The sequence below is a fragment of the Limnohabitans sp. INBF002 genome (assembly GCF_027924905.1).
Classification (GTDB): domain Bacteria; phylum Pseudomonadota; class Gammaproteobacteria; order Burkholderiales; family Burkholderiaceae_C; genus Limnohabitans.
This window is the reverse complement of the sequence record NZ_AP027055.1, coordinates 1,974,851-1,993,227: the sequence shown is the minus strand read 5'-3', so window position 1 is coordinate 1,993,227 and position 18,377 is coordinate 1,974,851. Positions and strand designations below refer to the sequence as shown.

The window sequence follows — 18,377 nt, the reverse complement described above, 5'->3', positions numbered from 1 at the left end:
CTTGATCAGCGCTTGGTAGCAGCGTAGTAATTGGCGATGGTGTCGATTTGGGCATCGGTCAGGCCTTTGGTGATTTGGTGCATCACTGTGGCAGGACGTGTACCTTCTTTGAAGGCTTTCATTTGCAACACCATGTAGTCTTTGGGCATGCCAGCCAACGAGGGAATAGCTGAGCCTTCGATGGTGCGGCCTTCGGTGCCATGGCAGTTGGCACACATGGCAGCGGTGGCGCGGTTGTGCAATTGCGTGGCTTTGTCTTGGGCGTGTGATGCGACGTTGGCACCCAGCATCAAGGCTGCGGCGGCCAGCAAACGCAACAAGTGGGGAGATGTTGTTTTCATCGAAACCTCGTTGAGCAGATTTAATTAATCAGTGATCAGTAATATATCGAGAATGGCAAAACGCCATCACGGGGTTAACCCAGTGATGGCGTTTGCCAGTACGTTGAAAACTATAACGTAAGAATTCGAATCAACCGTCGCCGCTCAAGGTTGCATCAACGTGGGGGCACTCACGGGTGGCGGATCCATCCATCGGTCGACCAAGCCTGCGCCCATCCACATGCCAATCAAAGCAAGCCAAGCTGTCAGCGCAAAAATAGCCCCGCCTGTCACGCCGGCACCTACCGCACAACCGCCTGCCAGCATGGCACCAAATCCCATGAAGATGGCGCCCACGATGTAGCGGCGCATGGCATAGCCGTCTTTGAACCCTTCCAATTTGAGTTCCTTGCCTAGCCACGCAGCAAAGAACGAGCCCAGGAAAACACCAGGCAACAAACCAAAGTCAAAACCAATGGCTGGTGGATTGGGGGCCAGCACGCGCATGAGCCACTCGGCTGACGGGCCGCTGAAGGTGATGCCTTGGATGTGCACCACTTCGAACGAGGCTTTAGACACGCTGTACGAAAACCACCAAGCCATCGCCACGCTCAAGCCGGTGCCAATGCCGCCTATCCACATCCATGCACGTTGCGTGGTGCGTGTGGTGAAGTACAACGCAGCCAACAGCCAAACGCATCCAATGACCAATCCTGTGGTGTGGCTCAGACCCAACATGGCCAACAGGTCACGGCTGCTGCCGCCTTCCACCGTCCAAAGGTTGGTGATCTCTTGGCGCAGAGGCGAGAGCGCTCCTGACAAAGCCGATTGCGCAGTAACGGCAAACACCAAGCCCGATAGCAAAGCACGTAAATTGCCGTTGGCTGACAAAATGAGCAAGCGGCTGGCACACCCGCGGGTCATGATCATGCCTGCACCAAACAGCAAGCCGCCAATCAGTGCGCCGGACAAGCTGCCCCGCGTGGCCAGCTGACGTGCGGTGCTGACGTCGAGGTCGCCCAACACAATGAGGCTTTGAATGGCAATGACTGCTGCAGAAAATGTGAGCAACCAAACTGAAAGTTTTTCCCCAAATTGATGGTGCCAAAACTCCACAACGGCTGCACGCAGGCAAAACTTAGAGCGCTGGGCAAAAAATCCAAACAACAGACCAATGACCCAGCCACCAACGGCCAAGACAGCGGACTCGCCATAAGTTTCATTCAGTGCAGTGAGATTCATATGATTTAGTCTACGCTTATATTTGGACTATGCTAAGTGCTCTGGTTCAGGCGCTGCTTGATGTATGTCAAGCCCTAGATTGGCCTGCTGTTTGAGGAGAAGTGATTGTGAAACTGGCTTTTGTGCGCCAACTTTGCGTGTGTTGGTTTTGTGGCTACCTAGGTCTTGCCGTGTCGGTACAAGCGCAAACATCTGCGCCTACTGTTGCTGTGACTAAACCTTTGATGCAAGCCAAGCAAGTGGTGCCTGAGGTTTATTACGTCCAAGGCGTTTCAGAGATGGGGTCGTCGGCGAATCAAAACTTCATCTCCAATGCAGGGTTCGTGGTCACGCCCGCAGGCGTGGTGGTGATCGATGCCTTGGGTTCGCCAGAGTTGGCGCGTCGCTTGGTGGCTGAAATTGCCAAAGTCACACGCAAGCCGATTCACACCGTGGTGTTGACCCACTACCACGCTGACCATATTTATGGTTTGCAAGTGTTCAAAGATTTAGGGGCGCGCATCGTGGCCCACGGAGCTGCGCGTGAATACCTAACTTCAGACACAGCGCGTTTGCGTTTGGAGAGTTCGCGTCAAGAACTCTGGCCTTGGGTCGATGAGAAGACGCGCTTGGTGCCTGCGGATGAGTGGCTGAGTGGCCCACAAGTCTTGACGGTGGGTGGTGTGCGATTTGACATCCAACCTGTTGGCCCTTCACACACCGCCGAAGACTTGGTGGTGTACTTGCCGCAGCAAAAAGTTTTGTTTGCGGGTGACCTTGTGTTTCGTAACCGTATTCCGTTTGTCGGCCAAGCCGATAGCCGTCACTGGATAGAGGCCATGCAAAGCCTGCTCAAGTTTGATGCCCGCTGGGTGGTGCCCGGCCACGGCCCCATTTCGAACGACCCTAAAGGCGACATGACCCTCACGCGCGACTACTTGTTGTATTTGCGTGAGGCCATGGGGCGTGCGGCCAAAGACATGGAGCCATTCGAAAGCGCCTATGTCAACACAGATTGGTCGAAGTTCGAGAAAATGCCTCTTTTCAAATCCGCGAACCGCATGAACGCCTACAACACCTATTTGCTCATGGAGCAAGAAGCTAAGTGATGCCCACCACACACTTTTCTCGTCGCCAAGCCATGCAAGGTCTGGCCTTGTGTATGGCGGGCGTGGCCACGTTGGATGCGATGGCAGCGCCAGTGGCCTTGCCCACCACTGGGTCATTGCAGGCCTCATTGGCACAAGCGCTGCAGGCCAAGCAACCTTTGGTTGTGATGGTCAGTTTGCACGGCTGTCCATTTTGCAAAGTGGTGCGGGAGAACTATTTGCACCCCATGCTCGCATCGGGCTTGCCGGTGGTGCAAGTGGACATGCGTGACAACCGCGCCTTGATTGATTTCGATGGCACGCCACTCACGCAAGACGCATGGGTGCGTAAGCAAGGCATCAAGCTAGCACCGACGGTGTTGTTCTTTGGCGCCCATGGGCGCGAAGTGGCCACGCGTTTAAAAGGTGCGTATTTGCCTGATTTTTATGGTGCTTACCTAGATGAGCAGTTGGCTGTGGCGCGACGAGTTGAGGCGGGTACATGATTCCCATCAAAACCGAATCAGCATGGCGCGGCATCTCGGATTACCGATCCGAGCTTTTGCAAGAAAAGTAACAAGGAGACATGTCATGAGAAAGTTTTTGTTCTTGATTTTGTTGGCAGTTGCAAGCATTGCCAATGCGCAGCAGCACGCCTTGTTTAAAGATGCTGACCTCAAAGCCGGCGAAAAACTGATTGCTGAAAATCAGTGCAACGAATGTCATATTCGTCGCGTGGGTGGCGATGGCAGTGCCATCTATAACCCCAAAGGCCGTATCAACACAGCAGGCACATTGCGCGGCATGGTGGAGTACTGCAACACTGAGCTCAACCTCGGATTCTTCCCTGAAGATACCAATGCTGTTGCCGCTGTCCTGAACAAACAGCACTACAAATTTCGTTGAGCTAATTCGGTTTATGGCGTAAACCCGATGGATACCCTATCAGAGATGATTTATATTAGCGGGTATTGATATATAACTATATGTGGAAGGACTGTCTGTGAAAACACCAGATGGCATTCAATCGGGCCGCGTTCAAAAAGCGCCCGAAAACTTTTTAGACCGTGACGGCATTCGCACCGTCATTGCCGAGAGCAAGACGGGCCGACGCAGCTTCATTCGCAGCGCGTTTGCCGCTGCCGCCGCAGGTGCTGCGGCACCCATGGCCTTGGGGCAGGGCAACCCAGTCCCTACCGAAGGGGGCGATCCTCATATCTTGAATTTGCCGGAGCACGCCACAGGCTTAGGTCAAGGTGTGGCTGCCAACAATGGCTACGGTGTCCCGTCTAAGTTCGAGTCCAATGTGCAGCGTCGTCAAAGCCCAGGCTTGACACAAACTACGCAAGCCTCGGTGTCGTTCGCACCTTTGCAGTCGTTGTTTGGCATCGTCACGCCGAGTGGTCTGCACTTTGAGCGTCATCACCAAGGCTGGTGGGACATCGACCCCTCTAAGCACCGCTTCATGATCAACGGCATGGTGAAAACACCCAAAGTGTTCACCATGGACGAAATCATGCGTTTGCCCTCTGTCTCACGTTTTCACTTCATTGAATGCGGTGCGAACACTGCAGTTGAGTGGGGCAATGTGGCCGTGCCCACCGTGCAATACACACATGGCATGGTGTCATGCAGCGAGTTCACAGGTGTGCCGCTTATCACCTTGCTCGAAATTGCGGGCGCTGATTTCAAGAACGCCAAATTCATCTTGGCTGAAGGTGGTGACGGTTCTTCCATGACCCGCACCATTCCAATGAGCCTCATCTTGTCAGGCGAAGTTCTGGTGGCTTATGGGCAAAACGGCGAAATGCTGCGTCCTGAAAATGGCTACCCCTTACGCTTGATCGTGCCTGGCATTCAAGGTGTCAGCTGGGTCAAGTACCTGCGTCGCATCGAAGTGGGCGATATGCCCTATGCAGCCAAAGACGAAGCTGTGCATTACATGGACTTGATGCCCGATGGCCAACACCGTCAGTACACCAACATTCAAGAGTGCAAGAGCGTGGTGACCACGCCTTCTGGCGGCCAGGTGTTGTTGGATAAGGGTTTCTACAACATCACAGGTTTGGCTTGGTCGGGTCGTGGCAAGGTCAAAAAAGTTGACGTGTCAGTCGATGGTGGCCGCAACTGGCGCCAAGCCCGTTTGGAAACACCGGTGCTCAGCAAAGCGCTGACGCGCTTCAACATCGACTGGGTTTGGGACGGCAAGCCTGCCATCATCCAAAGCCGCGCCACAGACGAAACTGGATTCGTGCAGCCCACCTACAAGCACTTGCGTGCAGCACGTGGCACCCGTTCGATTTATCACAACAACGCCATCCAATCTTGGTTGGTGCAAGAAAACGGCGAGGTCAAGAATGTCCAAGTTTCGTAAAGTCGTTTTGACCACGGCCCTGTTGGTTGCTGCTGGTTTTGCCAGCGCACAAAGCACGGCTTACCCTGGCGTAGGTCGTCCGGCCACGCTGAAAGAAGTGGCTGCATGGGACATTGATGTGCGCCCTGACTTCAAAGGCTTACCTGCGGGTTCAGGCTCGGTAGCGCAAGGCCAGGATTTGTGGGAAGCCAAGTGTGCCCACTGTCATGGTGTGTTTGGTGAATCCAACGAAGTGTTCAGTCCCTTGATTGGTGGCACTACCAACGACGACATCAAAACTGGCAATGTGGCCAATTTGAAGCGTGCAGACTTCCCAGGACGCACCACCATCATGAAGGTGGCTACGGTGTCTACGCTGTGGGACTACATCAACCGCGCCATGCCTTGGACGGCACCCAAATCGCTCAAGCCTGATGAGGTGTATGCGGTCACGGCTTACCTTTTGAGCTTGGCCAATGTGGTGCCTGAAAACTTCGTGTTGTCAGACAAAAACATGGCCGAAGTGCAAAAGCGCATGCCCAACCGCAACGGCATGAGCACCAAGCACAACATGTGGGCCGGCAAAGAGTTCAACGGCACCGCCAAACCTGACACTGCAAACGTGGCCTGTATGAAAGATTGCATCCCAGAAGCCAAAGTGGCTTCCATGCTGCCTGACTACGCACGCAATGCGCATGGCAACTTGGCCGATCAAAACCGATTGGTGGGCCAACAGCACGGTGCGAATACGGCTGTGCCAGAAAGCAAATCCACCTCAGCCGGTGCCGCATCGGTAGCCCCAGCTGCAAAGCCCGCTGCCAAAGTGGTTGACCCCGCTCTGGCTTTACTCGGCAAACACAACTGCACGGCGTGTCATGCACAAAACACCAAGGTGGTGGGCCCAAGCTTCAGCGATATCGCCAAAAAGTATCCAGGCAAAGCCGATTACTTGGCTGGCAAGATCAAGTCAGGTGGTTCTGGTGTGTGGGGCCCAATTCCAATGCCCACACAAACGGCCTCGGAAGCCGATATCAAAACGATGGCCAACTGGCTCGCCGCAGGTGCGGCAAAATAACCCAAAACCTTTTTTAGGAGCACTACATGCAAACTCGTCGCGAGACCCTCAAGCACAGCGCCGCTGTGGCAGGCCTCTTGGCCTCTACTGGCCTGTTCCCTCAATACGCACAAGCGTTTGACAAAGCTGCGTTTGACGCCAAGAGCGTAGCCGAAGCTGTCAAGGCCATGGGCGGCTCAGCCCCCGTGGAAAGCAAGGACGTCACCATCACTGGACCAGACATCGCTGAAAACGGTGCTGTTGTCCCATTGGGCGTGAGCACCAGCTTGGGCAACGTCAAGCGCGTGTTGTTGTTGGTGGAGAAAAACCCATCGGCTTTGATTGCTATGTTCAACGTGACGCCTGAAGTGGAAGCCAACTTCGCCACGCGTTCAAAAATGGGCCAATCGTCAGATGTGTATGCGGTGGCCATCACCAATGACGGCAAAGCTTTCTTCGCCAAGAAGGAAGTCAAAGTGACACTCGGCGGCTGCGGCGGCTAATTTAGAAATTTCAGGAGAAACACCATGGCAGATCCAATGCGCATTCGCGCCCAAGCAGCTGGCGACAAAGCAACCATTCGTGTCTTGATGAGCCACGAAATGGAATCCGGTCAACGCAAAGACGGCACCGGAAAAATCATTCCCGCTTGGCACATCCAAGACGTGACAGCCACTCTCAACGGCAAAGTCGTGATGACAGCCGAGTGGGGCCCCGCTGTGTCTAAGAACCCGTTCTTGCAGTTCACCATCAAAGGCGCCAAAGCCGGTGACAAAGTGGGCATCACTTGGAAAGACAACAAGGGCGATACACGCTCTGACGAAGCAACCGTTTCGTGATCACAGCGAACGCAGTGGAGACACACATGAAAAAAATAGCACTAGCGTCTAGGTGCATCGGCTTATCAGCCGCTGTGGGGCTCATCGGTTTGTCAACCGCTGCGTTCGCCCAAAAGTCGTCAACCGACAGCATCGCCGAATACCGTGCCATGCTGCAAGACGGCAATCCTGCCGAGTTATTTGAAGCCAAAGGTGAAGACCTGTGGAAGCAAAAGCGAGGCCCTAAAAAAACATCGCTTGAAAAATGCGATTTGGGCAAAGGCGCAGGCGTGGTCAAAGGCGCTTGGGTTGAACTGCCCCGTTACTTCTCTGACACCGGACGGGTGCAAGACCTAGAGTCACGTTTGGTGACGTGCATGCAAGAGTTGCAAGGCTTCAACGGCGAAGAAATCGCCAAGACACCTTTTGGCCGAGGCGAGCAAAGCAATGTCACCGCGTTGGCGACATGGATTGCTGGCGAGTCCAAAGGCATGAAATTCAACCTCTCGCAAAGCCATGTGGAAGAACGCAAGATGTACGAAGTGGGCCAACGCCTGTTCTTCATGCGCGGCGGCTCACACGACTTTGCCTGTGCTACTTGCCACAGCCAAGACGACAAGCGCATCCGTTTGCAAGATTTGCCTAATCTGACCAAGAACCCCGGTGCTGGCAACGGCTTTGGTGCTTGGCCCGCTTATCGTGTGTCTAACGGGCAAATGTGGGGCGCTCAGTTGCGCTTGAACGATTGCTACCGTCAACAACGTTTCCCTTACCCCTTGTTCGGCAGTGATGCCACCATCGCCTTGGGCGTGTACATGGGTGTGAATGGCAAAGGTGGTGAAGCCATCGCGCCTGCGATCAAACGATAAGGACAACGCAAATGAACCGCAAATATCAAATCGCCTTGAGCGCAGCCGCTGTGGCCTTGCTGACGGCATGTGCTGCACCGATGCCTTCGAGCGCTGACCTCGACAAACTCACCCAAGACATTTTGGGGCGTTCTTTCCGTGCCCAAGGTCAAGCTAAGCTGGACCGTTTGAGCCCTGACGAAGATAACCGCTTGTGTGCGGAGTCTGATCGCACGGGCGTGGCATTGGATGCCAAAGTCAGCGCTGAAATCGAAGCTCGCAACATGAAAACCATCAAGGCCCCAGCCGATGGCAAGTATTTGGGTGACTTCAAAGAAGGCGAAAAGATCGCACAAAGCGGCGCTGGAAAAACATGGACCGATGCCGAAGGCTCGGTCAATGGCGGCAACTGCTACAACTGCCACCAAATCAGCAAGACCGAGTTGTCTTATGGCACCTTGGGTCCAAGTTTGTACAACTACGGCAAGATGCGCGGCGTGACCAACCCCAACAGCGCAGAGTCAAAGCCCATCGTGGAATACACCTGGGGCAAGATTCAAAATGCACGTGCTTACAACGCTTGTTCCAACATGCCACGCTTTGCGCATAAAGGCATCTTGACCGAAGTGCAAATCAAACACGTGATGGCTTTGTTGCTCGACCCCGCGTCGCCAGTCAACAAGTAATCTTTCAAAGGGCCGCAGGATGAGGAATCGTCTGCGGCTTTTTTACGTTATTTAAATAAGTAGGTGCTGATATGAACTTAACCAAACGCGAATTCATGCAAGTCATGGGTGCTGGCTCCATGGCCGGCCTCAATATGAATGCTTATGCCCAAGCTGACAGCAGCGTGGCTGCCAAAGGTTTGTATGACATCCCGAAGTTTGGCCAAGTGTCATTTCTGCACATGACCGATTGCCATGCGCAGTTAAAGCCCATCTATTTCAGAGAACCCAGTGTCAACCTCGGCATTGGCAGCATGAAAGGGCAGTTGCCCCATTTGGTGGGCGAGCATTTACTCAAGACGGCAGGTGTGCGTCCTGGTAGCGCCGAAGCGTATGGCATGAGCTACTTGAACTTTGAAGTGGCGGCCAAGCGCTACGGCAAAGTGGGTGGCTTTGCGCATTTGGCCACCTTGGTCAAGCGCCTCAAAGCTAGCCGCCCTGGCGCGTTGTTGCTCGATGGTGGTGACACATGGCAGGGCTCGGCCACCTCGTTGTGGACCAACGGGCAAGACATGGTGGATGCTTGTAAGTTGCTGGGTGTGGACGTGATGACGGGCCACTGGGAATTCACCTACGGCATGGAGCGCGTGCAAGAAATCGTCAACAAAGACTTTGCAGGCAAAGTGGATTTCGTCGCGCAAAACATCAAAACCCAAGACTTTGGCGATCAGGTGTTCAAGCCCTACGTGATTCGTGAAATGAACGGTGTGACTTGCGCCATCATCGGTCAAGCCTTCCCCTACACACCGATTGCCAACCCACGCTACATGGTGGCCGATTGGGCGTTTGGTATTCAAGACGAAAACATGCAAAAGATGGTTGACGAAGCCCGCGCCAAAGGCGCGCAGGTGGTGGTCGTGCTGTCACACAACGGCATGGACGTGGATTTGAAAATGGCCAGCCGCGTCAGCGGCATCGACGCCATCATGGGTGGCCACACCCACGACGGCATGCCTGTGGCCACTTTGGTCAATAACAAGGGCGGCAAAACCATCGTCACCAACGCAGGCTCAAACGGCAAATTCTTGGGCGTGCTCGACTTCGAAGTGAAGAACAAAAAGATCACAGACTTCCGCTACAAGCTGTTGCCTATCTTTTCCAATATGTTGCCTGCCGACAAAGAGATGGACGCGCTCATCAACAAGATCCGCGCGCCGTACGAAGCTAAGTTGAATGAGACCTTGGCCATCACAGAAGGCACGCTGTATCGCCGTGGCAACTTCAATGGCACGGGCGACCAGTTGTTGCTCGATGCGCTGATGGATGTGCAAGGCGCCGACATGGCCTTCTCGCCTGGCTTCCGTTGGGGGACGTCGTTGTTGCCAGGTCAACCTATCACGCGTGAATGGCTCATGGACATGACAGCCACCACTTACTCGTATGCCACGGTGACTGAGATGACAGGCGAGACCATCAAGACTGTGCTCGAAGATGTGTGCGACAACTTGTTCAACCCTGATCCGTATTACCAACAAGGCGGTGACATGGTACGTGTGGGAGGCCTCGAATATGTGTGCCGTCCTAACGAGAAAATGGGCAACCGCATTGGTGAGATGCGCCTCAAAGGCAAGCTCATCGACGCCAACAAGAAATACAAAGTAGCGGGTTGGGCGCCCGTGGCTGAAGAAGCCAAAAACCAAAACCTCAAACCCGTGTGGGAAGTGGCAGAGCAATGGCTCAAAGCCAGCGGCGGCAAAGTGTCTAAGCGCAAGCTCAACACGCCCAAGCTTGAAGGTGTGCTGCCCAACCCTGGCTTTGCAGCTGTTTGATTTTTAAATTTGGAGTAATGAAAATGACTGTCGAACGTTACATCCGCATCGTTGCGGGCTTGTTCATCATGGTGTCACTGGCTTTGGGCGTAGAAGAAAGCCCCCTGTTTGTGAGCCGTTGGGCCTTGGCTTTCACAGCCTTTGTGGGTCTGAACTTGTTTCAGTTTGGATTCACTAACTTTTGCCCCATGGCCATCATCTTGCGCAAGCTTGGCGCTAAAGATAGCAACGCAGCATGCTGCGTTACTGAATAAGCGCTGAACTTAAATGGGGCTATTGATGGACTTGAGGGCTTTGTAAGTCAAGCCAGCCCCGAGGATGATGGATACCAATGTGAGCCACGCGGTGTTCGAGAAAATCGCACCACCGCTCATGCCTGAGCCCACTGTGCAACCGCCCGCCATGACCGCGCCAAAGCCCATCAACACGGCGCCTGTCAGGTAATGGCCCAGTTTGTTTTCTGTTTGAAAACCTTCAAACTTGAATTCACCAAACATCACACTGGCCACCAAAGATCCAATAAACACACCTGGTAGCAAACCTGCGTCGAAGCCAAAGCTTGGCGCCGTCGCAGTAGACAGCGTGCGCATCAGCCATTCGGCAGAAGGTGAGCTGAAGCTCAGACTTTGCACGGCAATGGGCTCAAACGACACACTGGCCACCAGCTGTGTGAAACCCCAGCCCAAAGCAATGGCCAAGCCCACCAACGCACCTGCCCAGTTCCATGTGTTGCGGCTCTCTGTATCGCTGACGCGCAAACGCCAAAGTGCTACGGCACCCATTGCAGCACCTACAACCAAACCCATCCATGAGGTGGTGAGGTTCAACAGGTTGCGATCGGGCCCGCCTTCCACCATCCACAACGAAGTGACCCACTGACGCGCTGGTGCCAACAAGCCTGAGATTGAGGCTTGCACCGTCACGGCAAACACCAAGCCTGACAGTAGGGCGCGCAAATTGCCGTTCGCGGACAAAATCAACAAGCGACTGGCGCAGCCGCGCGTCATGATCATGCCCATGCCAAACATCAGGCCACCCACGACCGCGCCTGAGATGCTGCCGAGTGCGCCTAAATGGCGAGAGCTTTCAGGTTTCAAGAAGCCCACCACCACGATGGTTTGCACCGCCAAAATGGCCACGGCAAAGCCCAATAACCAAACGGCTAAACGCGAGCCCAACGTGCCATCGCAACATTCAATGACAGCCGCGCGTGCGCAAAACTTGGAGCGTTGAGCAAAGAAACCAAACATCAAACCGATGAGTGCGCCACCCATGGCTAAGACCGAGTGGTCTCCGAAGGTTTCAATCAAGTTGGTCAGATTCACAAAGTTCCCCAATGGTCAGTGGCGGTAAAAGCCTTCAATTGTCTCTTTTTTTGACACGATCAAACAGCACCATACCCACCAACATGGCCAGCACAAACACCAAGGCTTTGTCGTTGCCAGAGGCCATGGCCACCAGCGCGGGGCCAGGGCAAAAGCCAGCCAAGCCCCAGCCCATGCCAAACATCAAACTGCCCAGCACCAAGGGGCGGTCAATCTGCGTCATTTCTGGCCAATGAAAGGGAGCACCCGAGAAGCTGATGGTTTTTTTCTTAGCCAAGCCAAATCCCACTAAACCCACCATCACGCCGCCGCCCATCACAAAGGCCAGCGATGGATCCCATGCACCCGCTAGGTCTAGAAAGCCTTGCACTTTGCCAGGGTCGGTCATGCCTGAAATTAACAAGCCAAGGCCAAAGGTGAGGCCCAGTACAAATTCAATCACGCGTTGCATAGACAGTTCCTCACAGCAGATGGCGAATGACGAACACAGTGATGAAGCCTGTGCCCATGAAAGACAAGGTCGCCACCAATGAGCGCACAGACAAGCGGCTCAAGCCGCAAATGCCATGACCGCTGGTGCAGCCCGCGCCCCAACGCGTACCAAACCCTACCAACAGACCGGCCACGATCACCATGGCCCAGTTGGCATCGATGCGTGGCGTATGCAGGAGATTTGCAGGCAACATGAGCTTGGCAACCAAAGGTGATGCAAACAAGCCGAGTAAAAAAGTCAAACGCCATGGCGAATCTTCTCGCGTGGGCTGGAACAAGCCTTCCAAGATGCCGGTGATACCCAAGATGCGCCCGCTATTTAAAAATAACGCGCCGGCTGCAATGCCAAGCAGAATGCCGCCCAACAGGGACGATCCAGGTGTGAAATGAAGCCAGTCGATGCGCATGGTTTATTTGTATATCTAAAGTTACCTATATTATTGTGCCCTTATGAACCAGAGCTTTTCTATGCCCGCTGCTTTGAACCCCATCGTCCACGGCATCTTTGATCCCGCCACGTGGACCGTGACCTATGTGGTGTATGAAAAAGAGGGCAGCGCCTGCGCCATCATCGACTCGGTGCTCGACTATGACCCCAAATCTGGCCGCACCAGCACGCAGTCGGCAGACCAAGTGATTGCATTTGTGCGCGAAAAAAATCTGCACGTGCAATGGATTTTAGAAACGCATGCGCATGCTGACCACCTGACCGCTGCCCCTTACCTCAAAGAGCGGTTGAGTGGACAAACGGCCATTGGCGACCACATCACTGCTGTGCAGCGTGTGTTCAAAGGTGTCTTCAACTTAGAGGCTGGCTTCAAAGAAGACGGCACACAGTTTGACCATTTGCTGAAAGCGGATGAAACATTTGCGATTGGCAACTTAAGCGCGCAAACCTTGTATGTACCTGGGCACACACCTGCGTGCGTGGCCTACCAAGTGGGTGATGCGGTATTTGTTGGCGACACCTTGTTCATGCCCGATGTGGGCTCGGCGCGCTGCGACTTTCCGGGTGGATGCGCTAAAACGCTGTATGCCTCTGCACGCAAAATTCTGAGCTTGCCAGACAACACGCGCTTGTTCATGTGTCACGACTATCCACCCGAAGACCGTGCTGTGCGGTTTGAAACCACGGTCGCCGAACAGCGTGCGCACAACATTCATTTACACGATGGCATTGATGAGGCAGAGTTTGTGCGTATGCGCACTGCACGCGATGCCACTTTGGCCATGCCTGTGCTGATCTTGCCTGCGGTGCAAATCAACATCCGTGCGGGTGAATTTCCACCCAAAGACGACAACGGTGTGTCCTACCTCAAAATTCCTTTGAACGCGCTTTGACATTGGCTTAGATGTTTAGGTAATTAACAACCAAAAACTCTGTCGTTCCCTTTTCGCGCTGCTGCGCTAAGAATCCATCCATCGCAAATTGAGATGGATTCAAAAAGGGAACCGACATGATTCAACGCAAACACTTTCTCAAAACTCTGGTGGCCACAGCCTTGGTGGCTGTGAGCGGTTTGGCTGCGGCACAAACCGCGCCCGTCACCTTGCTCAATGTGTCGTATGACCCGACCCGTGAGCTGTACGCAGAGTTCAACACCGCCTTTGCCAAACATTGGAAAGCGCAAACCGGCCAAGATGTGACCATCAAACAGTCGCATGGCGGTTCGGGCAAACAAGCACGTTCGGTCATCGATGGCATTGATGCCGATGTGGTCACGCTGGCTTTGGCGGGTGATGTGGATGCCCTCTACAAAAATGCGGCGCTGATCCCTCAAGACTGGCAAAAGCGTTTGCCTCACAACTCAGCGCCTTACACCTCGACCATCGTGCTGGTGGTGCGCCAAGGTAATCCCAAGGGCATCAAAGACTGGGACGATTTGGTCAAGCCTGGTATCAGCGTCATCACACCCAACCCCAAAACATCGGGCGGCGCGCGTTGGAACTACTTGGCCGCTTGGGAGTTTGCTAAACGCAAATACGGCGGTGAAGCGAAAGCCAAAGAGTTTGTGGCAGCCCTCTACAAAAACGTGCCTGTGCTCGACACAGGTGCACGCGGCTCATCGGTGACGTTTGCACAACGCAACCAAGGCGATGTGTTCATCTCTTGGGAAAACGAAGCGCACTTGTTAGAGAAAGAGTTTGGCAGCAAGGTCGACATCGTCTACCCCTCCATCAGCATCTTGGCCGAGCCACCTGTGGCGGTGGTGGACAAAAACGTCGAGCGCAAAGGCACACGCAAAGTGGCTGAGGCTTATTTGAATTACCTCTACACCGATGAAGGCCAAGACATTGCTGGCAAAAACTTTTACCGCCCCATCTCAGCCAAAGCCCAAGCCAAATATGTGAAGCAATTGCCCAAGTTGCCCTTGTTCACCATTGACCAAGCCTTTGGTGGCTGGGCCAAGGCAGACAAAGACCACTTTGCCGATGGCGCGAGCTTCGACCAAATCTATTTGAAGAAGTAATCGCCATGTCTGTACTTTTGATTGCTGGCAGTCCCTCTGAGCGCTCACGCACCGCCGCCTTGCTCAGTGCTGCGGGGCAGCGGCTCGCGTTTCGCGGTGCACAGGTGGAGACCTTGCGTGTACGTGACTTGCCCCCTCAAGCGCTGCTGTTGGCTGATTTTGGCAACCCTGCGGTGATTCGCGCCACAGCCCAAGTGGCTGATGCCGACATCGTGGTGGTGGCCACACCGGTTTACAAAGCGGCCTACAGCGGTGTGTTGAAAGTGTTTTTGGATGTGCTGCCGCAAACCGCACTCAAGGGCAAAACCGTGTTGCCACTGGCCACTGGTGGTAGCCCGCACCACATGTTGGCTTTGGACTACGCGCTGCGGCCTGTGCTGCAGTCGTTGGGCGCGAAGAACATCTTGCCCGGCATCTACGCCACCGATTCACAAGTGGTGGTCAACCCAGAAGGTGGCTACCAGGTGGCCGATGAAATTGGCGAGCGTTTGGACGATGCGGTGCACACCTTGGTCACCGAGCACATCGCACCCACATTGGCCCATGCTGGCCGCTTCTCGAATGTGCACTTCTCGCAAGTGCGATGTAGTGTCTAACCACGCCCTCGTGTTTGCCTCAAGCGCCAACTTGAAGCAAACGTCTTTCTAAATCTCCCAACGCATTTTTTCAAACCGCTGTGAACGCGGTCTGGGCGGAGCCTTGGCCATTCACAACTGAATAGGACGTTCTATGACATTTGCATCTGATATTTCTCGCCGCCAATTTTTCTCTGCGGTTGCCATTGCATCCACAGCCCTTGGCACCCTAGGCGCAAGCTTGCCAGTCTTTGCACAAAAAGCCACGCGCACCTTGCGCATTGGCCATCAAAAAGGTTGGCTCTCCATTCTCAAAGCGCGTGGCACTTTGGAAAAACGTTTGGCCCCGTTGGGTGTGAACGTCACGTGGACCGAGTTCAACGCAGGCCCTGTGCAACTGGAAGCATTGAACGTGGGTGCGATTGACTTTGGTGATGTGGGTGAAGCGCCTCCCATCTTTGCGCAGGCCGCGGGCGCGCCTTTGGTGTACGCCGGTGCCACGGTGCCACGTCCACGCCTAGAAGCCATCATCGTGCCCAAAGGCTTGTCCATCAAAACTGTGGCGGATCTCAAAGGCAAACGCGTGGCCTACAACAAGGGCTCGAACGTGCAGTACTTTTTGGTGAAGCTGCTCGAAAAGCACGGCCTTAAGTACAGCGATGTGCAGTCGGTGTTTTTACCTCCGCCTGATGCCCGTGCTGCCTTTGAAAAAGGCGCGGTCGATGCTTGGATCATTTGGGACCCGTTCTTGGCCTCTGCGCAAAAGTCACTCGATGCTCAGGTGTTGGCAGATGCAACAGGCGTTGCAAAGAACCGCCAGTACTACTTCACCTCACGCGAGTTCGCCACGCACAACACCGATGTGCTGCGCATTGCGATTGAAGAGGTCAATGCCATTGATACCTGGATTTCTAAAAACAAATCTGCTGCCGCTGCCGAGTTGTCGCAAGTGCTGGGCTTAGACAAAAGCATCACCGAGGTGTATGTAGGCCGCGCAGCGTTCGGCACAGCACCCATCACGCAGAGCATTTTGGAAGAACAGCAAAGCATTGCCGACACCTTCTTTGAGCTCAAGCTGATTCCCAAAAAACTCAACCTCTTGCACGCCGCACCGGTGAGCTTGAACTAAGTAGGGCCGAACATGAAACATAACAACCGTCGTGAACTGCTGCGCTTGCTGGCTTTGTCAGCAGGGGCTTGGGGGCTGACCGCCCCGATTGCCGCACCCAGCGCGTTGGCACAAGCCAAAGACAAACCCAGCACCAAGCCCTTAGAGCAACTGCGCATTGGCTACCAAAAATCAGCCGTCAACTTGGTCATCTTGAAGCAACAAGGTGTGCTCGAAAAACGCTTCCCCAGCACCAAGGTGTCGTGGATTGAGTTTCCTGCAGGCCCTCAGTTGTTAGAAGCACTGTCGGTCGGTGCTTTGGAGTTTGGCCTCACGGGTGATGCACCCCCTGTGTTTGCGCAAGCCGCAGGCAAAGACTTGTATTACGTGGGCGCCGAGCCTGCCAAGCCTGAGAGCTCGGCTATTTTGGTGTTGCAAGACTCACCCATCAAAACCTTGGCTGATTTGAAGGGCAAGAAGATTGCCTTGCAAAAAGGTTCTAGCGCGCATTACCTGTTGGTACGTGCGGTAGAGAAGGCCGGTTTTTCGTGGAGCGACATTCAGCCCATCTATCTCACACCCGCAGATGCACGTGCCGCGTTTGAACGCAAGAGTGTGGAAGCCTGGGTGATTTGGGACCCGTTCTATGCCGCCACCGAATTGGCCTTGCCCACGCGCGCCCTCACCACCGGTGTGGGGTTATCAGGCAACAACTCGTTTTACTTGTCGTCCACGGCATTGGCCAACCAATACCCAGAAGTGGTGTTGACCTTGTTTGAAGAGCTCTCACGTGCCGACCGCTTTGTGCAAGAACGTCGCCCCGAAGCCATCAAGTTGATTGCCAACTTCAGTGGTTTGGATGCGGGCGTGGTCAGTCTTTTTTTGAAGCGTCGCCCCCGTTCGCCCGTGGGTTTGCTCAGTGCAGAAGCAGCCGCCAGTCAACAACAAGTGGCTGATGCCTTTGCGCGCTTGGCACTCATTCCTAAACACGTGCGTGTGGCCGACATCGTTTGGCGCTTCGCTCGTTAATTCATTCATCCCCATCAAAGAGAACATCATCATGAATATTTTTTGGTTTATTCCCCTGCACGGCGATGGCCGTTACCTCGGCACTTCACAAGGCGCACGCGCTGTGGACCACGCCTACATGAAGCAAATCGCACAAGCTGCGGACAAGCTCGGTTATGGCGGTGTGTTGCTTCCCACCGGTCGCTCCTGCGAAGACCCTTGGATTTCGGCGGCGAGTTTGATTTCATCCACACAGCGCTTGAAGTTCTTGGTGGCCTTGCGCCCCAGCATCATGTCGCCCACGGTGGCGGCTCGCCAAACCGCCACGCTGGACCGTTTGAGCGAGGGCCGTTTGTTGGTCAACGTGGTGGCCGGTGGTGACAGCAGCGACTTAGAAGCAGACGGCACTTTCTTGAGCCACGACGAACGCTACGAACACGCCCGTGAATTCTTAGAGGTGTACACCCGTGTGCTCTCGGGTGAGACTGTGGACTTTGAAGGCAAACACGTCAAGGTCAAAGGCGCACGCCAGTTGTTCCCACCCGTGCAACGACCTTACCCACCTTTGTACTTCGGTGGCTCATCGGATGCAGCACACGACTTGGCTGCTGAGAAGGTGGAGCTGTACCTCACTTGGGGCGAACCACCCGAAGAAGTGGCCAAGAAGTTTGACGATGTGCGCAAGCGCGCTGCCAAGCTCGGCCGAAAAGTGAAGTTTGGTGTGCGCTTGCACGTCATCCCACGCGAAACCAATGAAGAAGCATGGGCTGCTGCAGATGACCTCATCAAACATTTAGACGATGCCACCATCGCCAAAGCGCAAGCAGGTTTGAGCAGCATGGACTCGGAAGGCCAGCGCCGCATGCGCGAGCTGCACGGCGGCAATCGCAACAAGCTCGAAATCAGCCCCAATCTGTGGGCGGGCGTGGGCTTGGTGCGCGGCGGTGCAGGCACGGCTTTGGTGGGCGATGGCGAGACCATTGCCAAGCGGCTCAAAGAGTACCAAGCCATTGGCGCTGACACCTTTGTGTTGTCGGGCTACCCGCACTTGGAAGAAACCTATCGCTTTGCTGAGTTGGTTTTCCCACACATCGGCGTGAACCCGCAAGCCACAGTCGCCAATGTGAACTTGGTCAGCCCCTTTGGCGAAGTGATGGCTAACAACTTGGTGCCCGTTGAAAAACTGGCATCGCAAAGTTAAG

The 18,377-nt window shown here is 54.5% G+C and carries 22 protein-coding genes; 17 read left to right on the top strand and 5 right to left on the bottom strand.

The features are described from left to right. Nucleotides 1-5 precede the first annotated feature (5 nt). Both QMG15_RS09950 and QMG15_RS09945 read right to left on the bottom strand, forming a co-directional pair. Nucleotides 6-341, bottom strand: a complete 336-nt coding sequence (locus tag QMG15_RS09950; RefSeq protein WP_108401740.1) for a c-type cytochrome — start codon at nucleotides 339-341, stop codon at nucleotides 6-8. A gap of 144 nt (nucleotides 342-485) precedes the next feature. Beyond that, nucleotides 486-1,562 carry a YeeE/YedE family protein gene (locus QMG15_RS09945; protein ID WP_281788480.1) on the bottom strand — a complete coding sequence of 359 codons (1,077 nt, stop codon included), beginning with the start codon at nucleotides 1,560-1,562 and terminating at the stop codon, nucleotides 486-488. Nucleotides 1,563-1,669: 107 nt separating this feature from the next. Here QMG15_RS09945 and QMG15_RS09940 point away from each other — a divergent pair, with 107 nt between their 5' ends. The 11 genes from QMG15_RS09940 (at nucleotide 1,670) to QMG15_RS09890 (ending at nucleotide 10,450) form a co-directional block, all read left to right on the top strand. Then, complete coding sequence (locus QMG15_RS09940; protein ID WP_348773319.1) at nucleotides 1,670-2,650, top strand: MBL fold metallo-hydrolase; 981 nt, start codon at nucleotides 1,670-1,672, stop codon at nucleotides 2,648-2,650. Beyond that, on the top strand, nucleotides 2,650-3,135 hold the full coding sequence (locus tag QMG15_RS09935; RefSeq protein ID WP_281788479.1) for a thioredoxin fold domain-containing protein: 486 nt from the start codon (nucleotides 2,650-2,652) through the stop codon (nucleotides 3,133-3,135). The genes QMG15_RS09940 and QMG15_RS09935 overlap by 1 nt, the downstream gene beginning before the upstream one ends. 85 nt (nucleotides 3,136-3,220) lie before the next feature. Next, nucleotides 3,221-3,535, top strand: coding sequence for a hypothetical protein (locus QMG15_RS09930; protein ID WP_281788478.1), 315 nt, complete (start codon nucleotides 3,221-3,223; stop codon nucleotides 3,533-3,535). A 115-nt stretch (nucleotides 3,536-3,650) separates the two neighbouring features. Continuing rightward, nucleotides 3,651-5,003 carry a sulfite dehydrogenase gene (gene soxC / locus QMG15_RS09925; protein WP_281790113.1) on the top strand — a complete coding sequence of 451 codons (1,353 nt, stop codon included), beginning with the start codon at nucleotides 3,651-3,653 and terminating at the stop codon, nucleotides 5,001-5,003. Next, nucleotides 4,987-6,057, top strand: a complete 1,071-nt coding sequence (locus QMG15_RS09920; RefSeq protein WP_281788477.1) for a c-type cytochrome — start codon at nucleotides 4,987-4,989, stop codon at nucleotides 6,055-6,057. Before soxC ends, QMG15_RS09920 begins: the two co-directional genes overlap by 17 nt. A gap of 26 nt (nucleotides 6,058-6,083) precedes the next feature. After that, nucleotides 6,084-6,539, top strand: a complete 456-nt coding sequence (gene soxY, locus QMG15_RS09915; protein ID WP_281788476.1) for a thiosulfate oxidation carrier protein SoxY — start codon at nucleotides 6,084-6,086, stop codon at nucleotides 6,537-6,539. A 24-nt stretch (nucleotides 6,540-6,563) separates the two neighbouring features. Beyond that, nucleotides 6,564-6,875, top strand: coding sequence for a thiosulfate oxidation carrier complex protein SoxZ (soxZ, locus tag QMG15_RS09910; RefSeq protein WP_199220168.1), 312 nt, complete (start codon nucleotides 6,564-6,566; stop codon nucleotides 6,873-6,875). A gap of 26 nt (nucleotides 6,876-6,901) precedes the next feature. Then, nucleotides 6,902-7,723, top strand: coding sequence for a sulfur oxidation c-type cytochrome SoxA (soxA, locus tag QMG15_RS09905; RefSeq protein WP_281788475.1), 822 nt, complete (start codon nucleotides 6,902-6,904; stop codon nucleotides 7,721-7,723). 11 nt (nucleotides 7,724-7,734) lie between these two features. Further along, nucleotides 7,735-8,388 carry a sulfur oxidation c-type cytochrome SoxX gene (gene soxX, locus QMG15_RS09900; protein WP_281788474.1) on the top strand — a complete coding sequence of 218 codons (654 nt, stop codon included), beginning with the start codon at nucleotides 7,735-7,737 and terminating at the stop codon, nucleotides 8,386-8,388. Nucleotides 8,389-8,459: 71 nt separating this feature from the next. After that, on the top strand, nucleotides 8,460-10,196 hold the full coding sequence (gene soxB / locus QMG15_RS09895; protein WP_281788473.1) for a thiosulfohydrolase SoxB: 1,737 nt from the start codon (nucleotides 8,460-8,462) through the stop codon (nucleotides 10,194-10,196). A gap of 23 nt (nucleotides 10,197-10,219) precedes the next feature. Further along, on the top strand, nucleotides 10,220-10,450 hold the full coding sequence (locus QMG15_RS09890; RefSeq protein WP_281788472.1) for a DUF2892 domain-containing protein: 231 nt from the start codon (nucleotides 10,220-10,222) through the stop codon (nucleotides 10,448-10,450). Between the two features lie 9 nt (nucleotides 10,451-10,459). On the opposite strand, the gene QMG15_RS09885 is transcribed toward QMG15_RS09890, so the two are convergent. The 3 genes from QMG15_RS09885 to QMG15_RS09875 are packed head-to-tail and all read right to left on the bottom strand — an operon-like array spanning nucleotide 10,460 to nucleotide 12,420. Further along, on the bottom strand, nucleotides 10,460-11,521 hold the full coding sequence (locus QMG15_RS09885; RefSeq protein ID WP_281788471.1) for a YeeE/YedE family protein: 1,062 nt from the start codon (nucleotides 11,519-11,521) through the stop codon (nucleotides 10,460-10,462). A gap of 34 nt (nucleotides 11,522-11,555) precedes the next feature. Further along, nucleotides 11,556-11,972, bottom strand: a complete 417-nt coding sequence (locus QMG15_RS09880) for a YeeE/YedE family protein (RefSeq protein WP_281788470.1) — start codon at nucleotides 11,970-11,972, stop codon at nucleotides 11,556-11,558. Nucleotides 11,973-11,982: 10 nt separating this feature from the next. After that, nucleotides 11,983-12,420, bottom strand: coding sequence for a YeeE/YedE family protein (locus QMG15_RS09875; protein WP_281788469.1), 438 nt, complete (start codon nucleotides 12,418-12,420; stop codon nucleotides 11,983-11,985). A 43-nt stretch (nucleotides 12,421-12,463) separates the two neighbouring features. Here QMG15_RS09875 and QMG15_RS09870 point away from each other — a divergent pair, with 43 nt between their 5' ends. From QMG15_RS09870 to ssuD, 6 genes are all read left to right on the top strand, one after another. Beyond that, entirely contained in the window at nucleotides 12,464-13,354 is an 891-nt protein-coding gene (locus QMG15_RS09870; protein WP_281788468.1) for an MBL fold metallo-hydrolase, read from the top strand. Nucleotides 13,355-13,470: 116 nt separating this feature from the next. Continuing rightward, entirely contained in the window at nucleotides 13,471-14,484 is a 1,014-nt protein-coding gene (locus QMG15_RS09865) for a sulfate ABC transporter substrate-binding protein (RefSeq protein WP_281788467.1), read from the top strand. Nucleotides 14,485-14,489: 5 nt separating this feature from the next. Then, nucleotides 14,490-15,080: an NADPH-dependent FMN reductase gene (ssuE, locus tag QMG15_RS09860; RefSeq protein ID WP_281788466.1), complete on the top strand. Its 591-nt coding sequence runs from the start codon at nucleotides 14,490-14,492 to the stop codon at nucleotides 15,078-15,080. 133 nt (nucleotides 15,081-15,213) lie between these two features. Next, nucleotides 15,214-16,188: a sulfonate ABC transporter substrate-binding protein gene (locus QMG15_RS09855; protein ID WP_281788465.1), complete on the top strand. Its 975-nt coding sequence runs from the start codon at nucleotides 15,214-15,216 to the stop codon at nucleotides 16,186-16,188. 12 nt (nucleotides 16,189-16,200) lie between these two features. Next, nucleotides 16,201-17,196: a sulfonate ABC transporter substrate-binding protein gene (locus tag QMG15_RS09850; protein WP_281788464.1), complete on the top strand. Its 996-nt coding sequence runs from the start codon at nucleotides 16,201-16,203 to the stop codon at nucleotides 17,194-17,196. A gap of 31 nt (nucleotides 17,197-17,227) precedes the next feature. After that, nucleotides 17,228-18,376 (top strand): FMNH2-dependent alkanesulfonate monooxygenase, encoded by a 1,149-nt coding sequence (gene ssuD / locus QMG15_RS09845; protein WP_281788463.1) that lies wholly within the window; start codon nucleotides 17,228-17,230, stop codon nucleotides 18,374-18,376. The last annotated feature ends 1 nt before the right edge of the window (nucleotide 18,377 follow it).

What these genes read in the sequence shown, in the direction of transcription:
- QMG15_RS09950 (WP_108401740.1), bottom strand. Translation starts at nt 341, where the DNA reads ATGAAAACAACATCTCCCCACTTGTTGCGTTTGCTGGCCGCCGCAGCC.
- QMG15_RS09945 (WP_281788480.1), bottom strand. Translation starts at nt 1,562, where the DNA reads ATGAATCTCACTGCACTGAATGAAACTTATGGCGAGTCCGCTGTCTTG.
- QMG15_RS09935 (WP_281788479.1), top strand. Translation starts at nt 2,650, where the DNA reads ATGCCCACCACACACTTTTCTCGTCGCCAAGCCATGCAAGGTCTGGCC.
- QMG15_RS09930 (WP_281788478.1), top strand. Translation starts at nt 3,221, where the DNA reads ATGAGAAAGTTTTTGTTCTTGATTTTGTTGGCAGTTGCAAGCATTGCC.
- QMG15_RS09920 (WP_281788477.1), top strand. Translation starts at nt 4,987, where the DNA reads ATGTCCAAGTTTCGTAAAGTCGTTTTGACCACGGCCCTGTTGGTTGCT.
- soxY (WP_281788476.1), top strand. Translation starts at nt 6,084, where the DNA reads ATGCAAACTCGTCGCGAGACCCTCAAGCACAGCGCCGCTGTGGCAGGC.
- soxZ (WP_199220168.1), top strand. Translation starts at nt 6,564, where the DNA reads ATGGCAGATCCAATGCGCATTCGCGCCCAAGCAGCTGGCGACAAAGCA.
- soxA (WP_281788475.1), top strand. Translation starts at nt 6,902, where the DNA reads ATGAAAAAAATAGCACTAGCGTCTAGGTGCATCGGCTTATCAGCCGCT.
- soxX (WP_281788474.1), top strand. Translation starts at nt 7,735, where the DNA reads ATGAACCGCAAATATCAAATCGCCTTGAGCGCAGCCGCTGTGGCCTTG.
- soxB (WP_281788473.1), top strand. Translation starts at nt 8,460, where the DNA reads ATGAACTTAACCAAACGCGAATTCATGCAAGTCATGGGTGCTGGCTCC.
- QMG15_RS09890 (WP_281788472.1), top strand. Translation starts at nt 10,220, where the DNA reads ATGACTGTCGAACGTTACATCCGCATCGTTGCGGGCTTGTTCATCATG.
- QMG15_RS09880 (WP_281788470.1), bottom strand. Translation starts at nt 11,972, where the DNA reads ATGCAACGCGTGATTGAATTTGTACTGGGCCTCACCTTTGGCCTTGGC.
- QMG15_RS09875 (WP_281788469.1), bottom strand. Translation starts at nt 12,420, where the DNA reads ATGCGCATCGACTGGCTTCATTTCACACCTGGATCGTCCCTGTTGGGC.
- QMG15_RS09870 (WP_281788468.1), top strand. Translation starts at nt 12,464, where the DNA reads ATGAACCAGAGCTTTTCTATGCCCGCTGCTTTGAACCCCATCGTCCAC.
- QMG15_RS09865 (WP_281788467.1), top strand. Translation starts at nt 13,471, where the DNA reads ATGATTCAACGCAAACACTTTCTCAAAACTCTGGTGGCCACAGCCTTG.
- ssuE (WP_281788466.1), top strand. Translation starts at nt 14,490, where the DNA reads ATGTCTGTACTTTTGATTGCTGGCAGTCCCTCTGAGCGCTCACGCACC.
- QMG15_RS09855 (WP_281788465.1), top strand. Translation starts at nt 15,214, where the DNA reads ATGACATTTGCATCTGATATTTCTCGCCGCCAATTTTTCTCTGCGGTT.
- QMG15_RS09850 (WP_281788464.1), top strand. Translation starts at nt 16,201, where the DNA reads ATGAAACATAACAACCGTCGTGAACTGCTGCGCTTGCTGGCTTTGTCA.
- ssuD (WP_281788463.1), top strand. Translation starts at nt 17,228, where the DNA reads ATGAATATTTTTTGGTTTATTCCCCTGCACGGCGATGGCCGTTACCTC.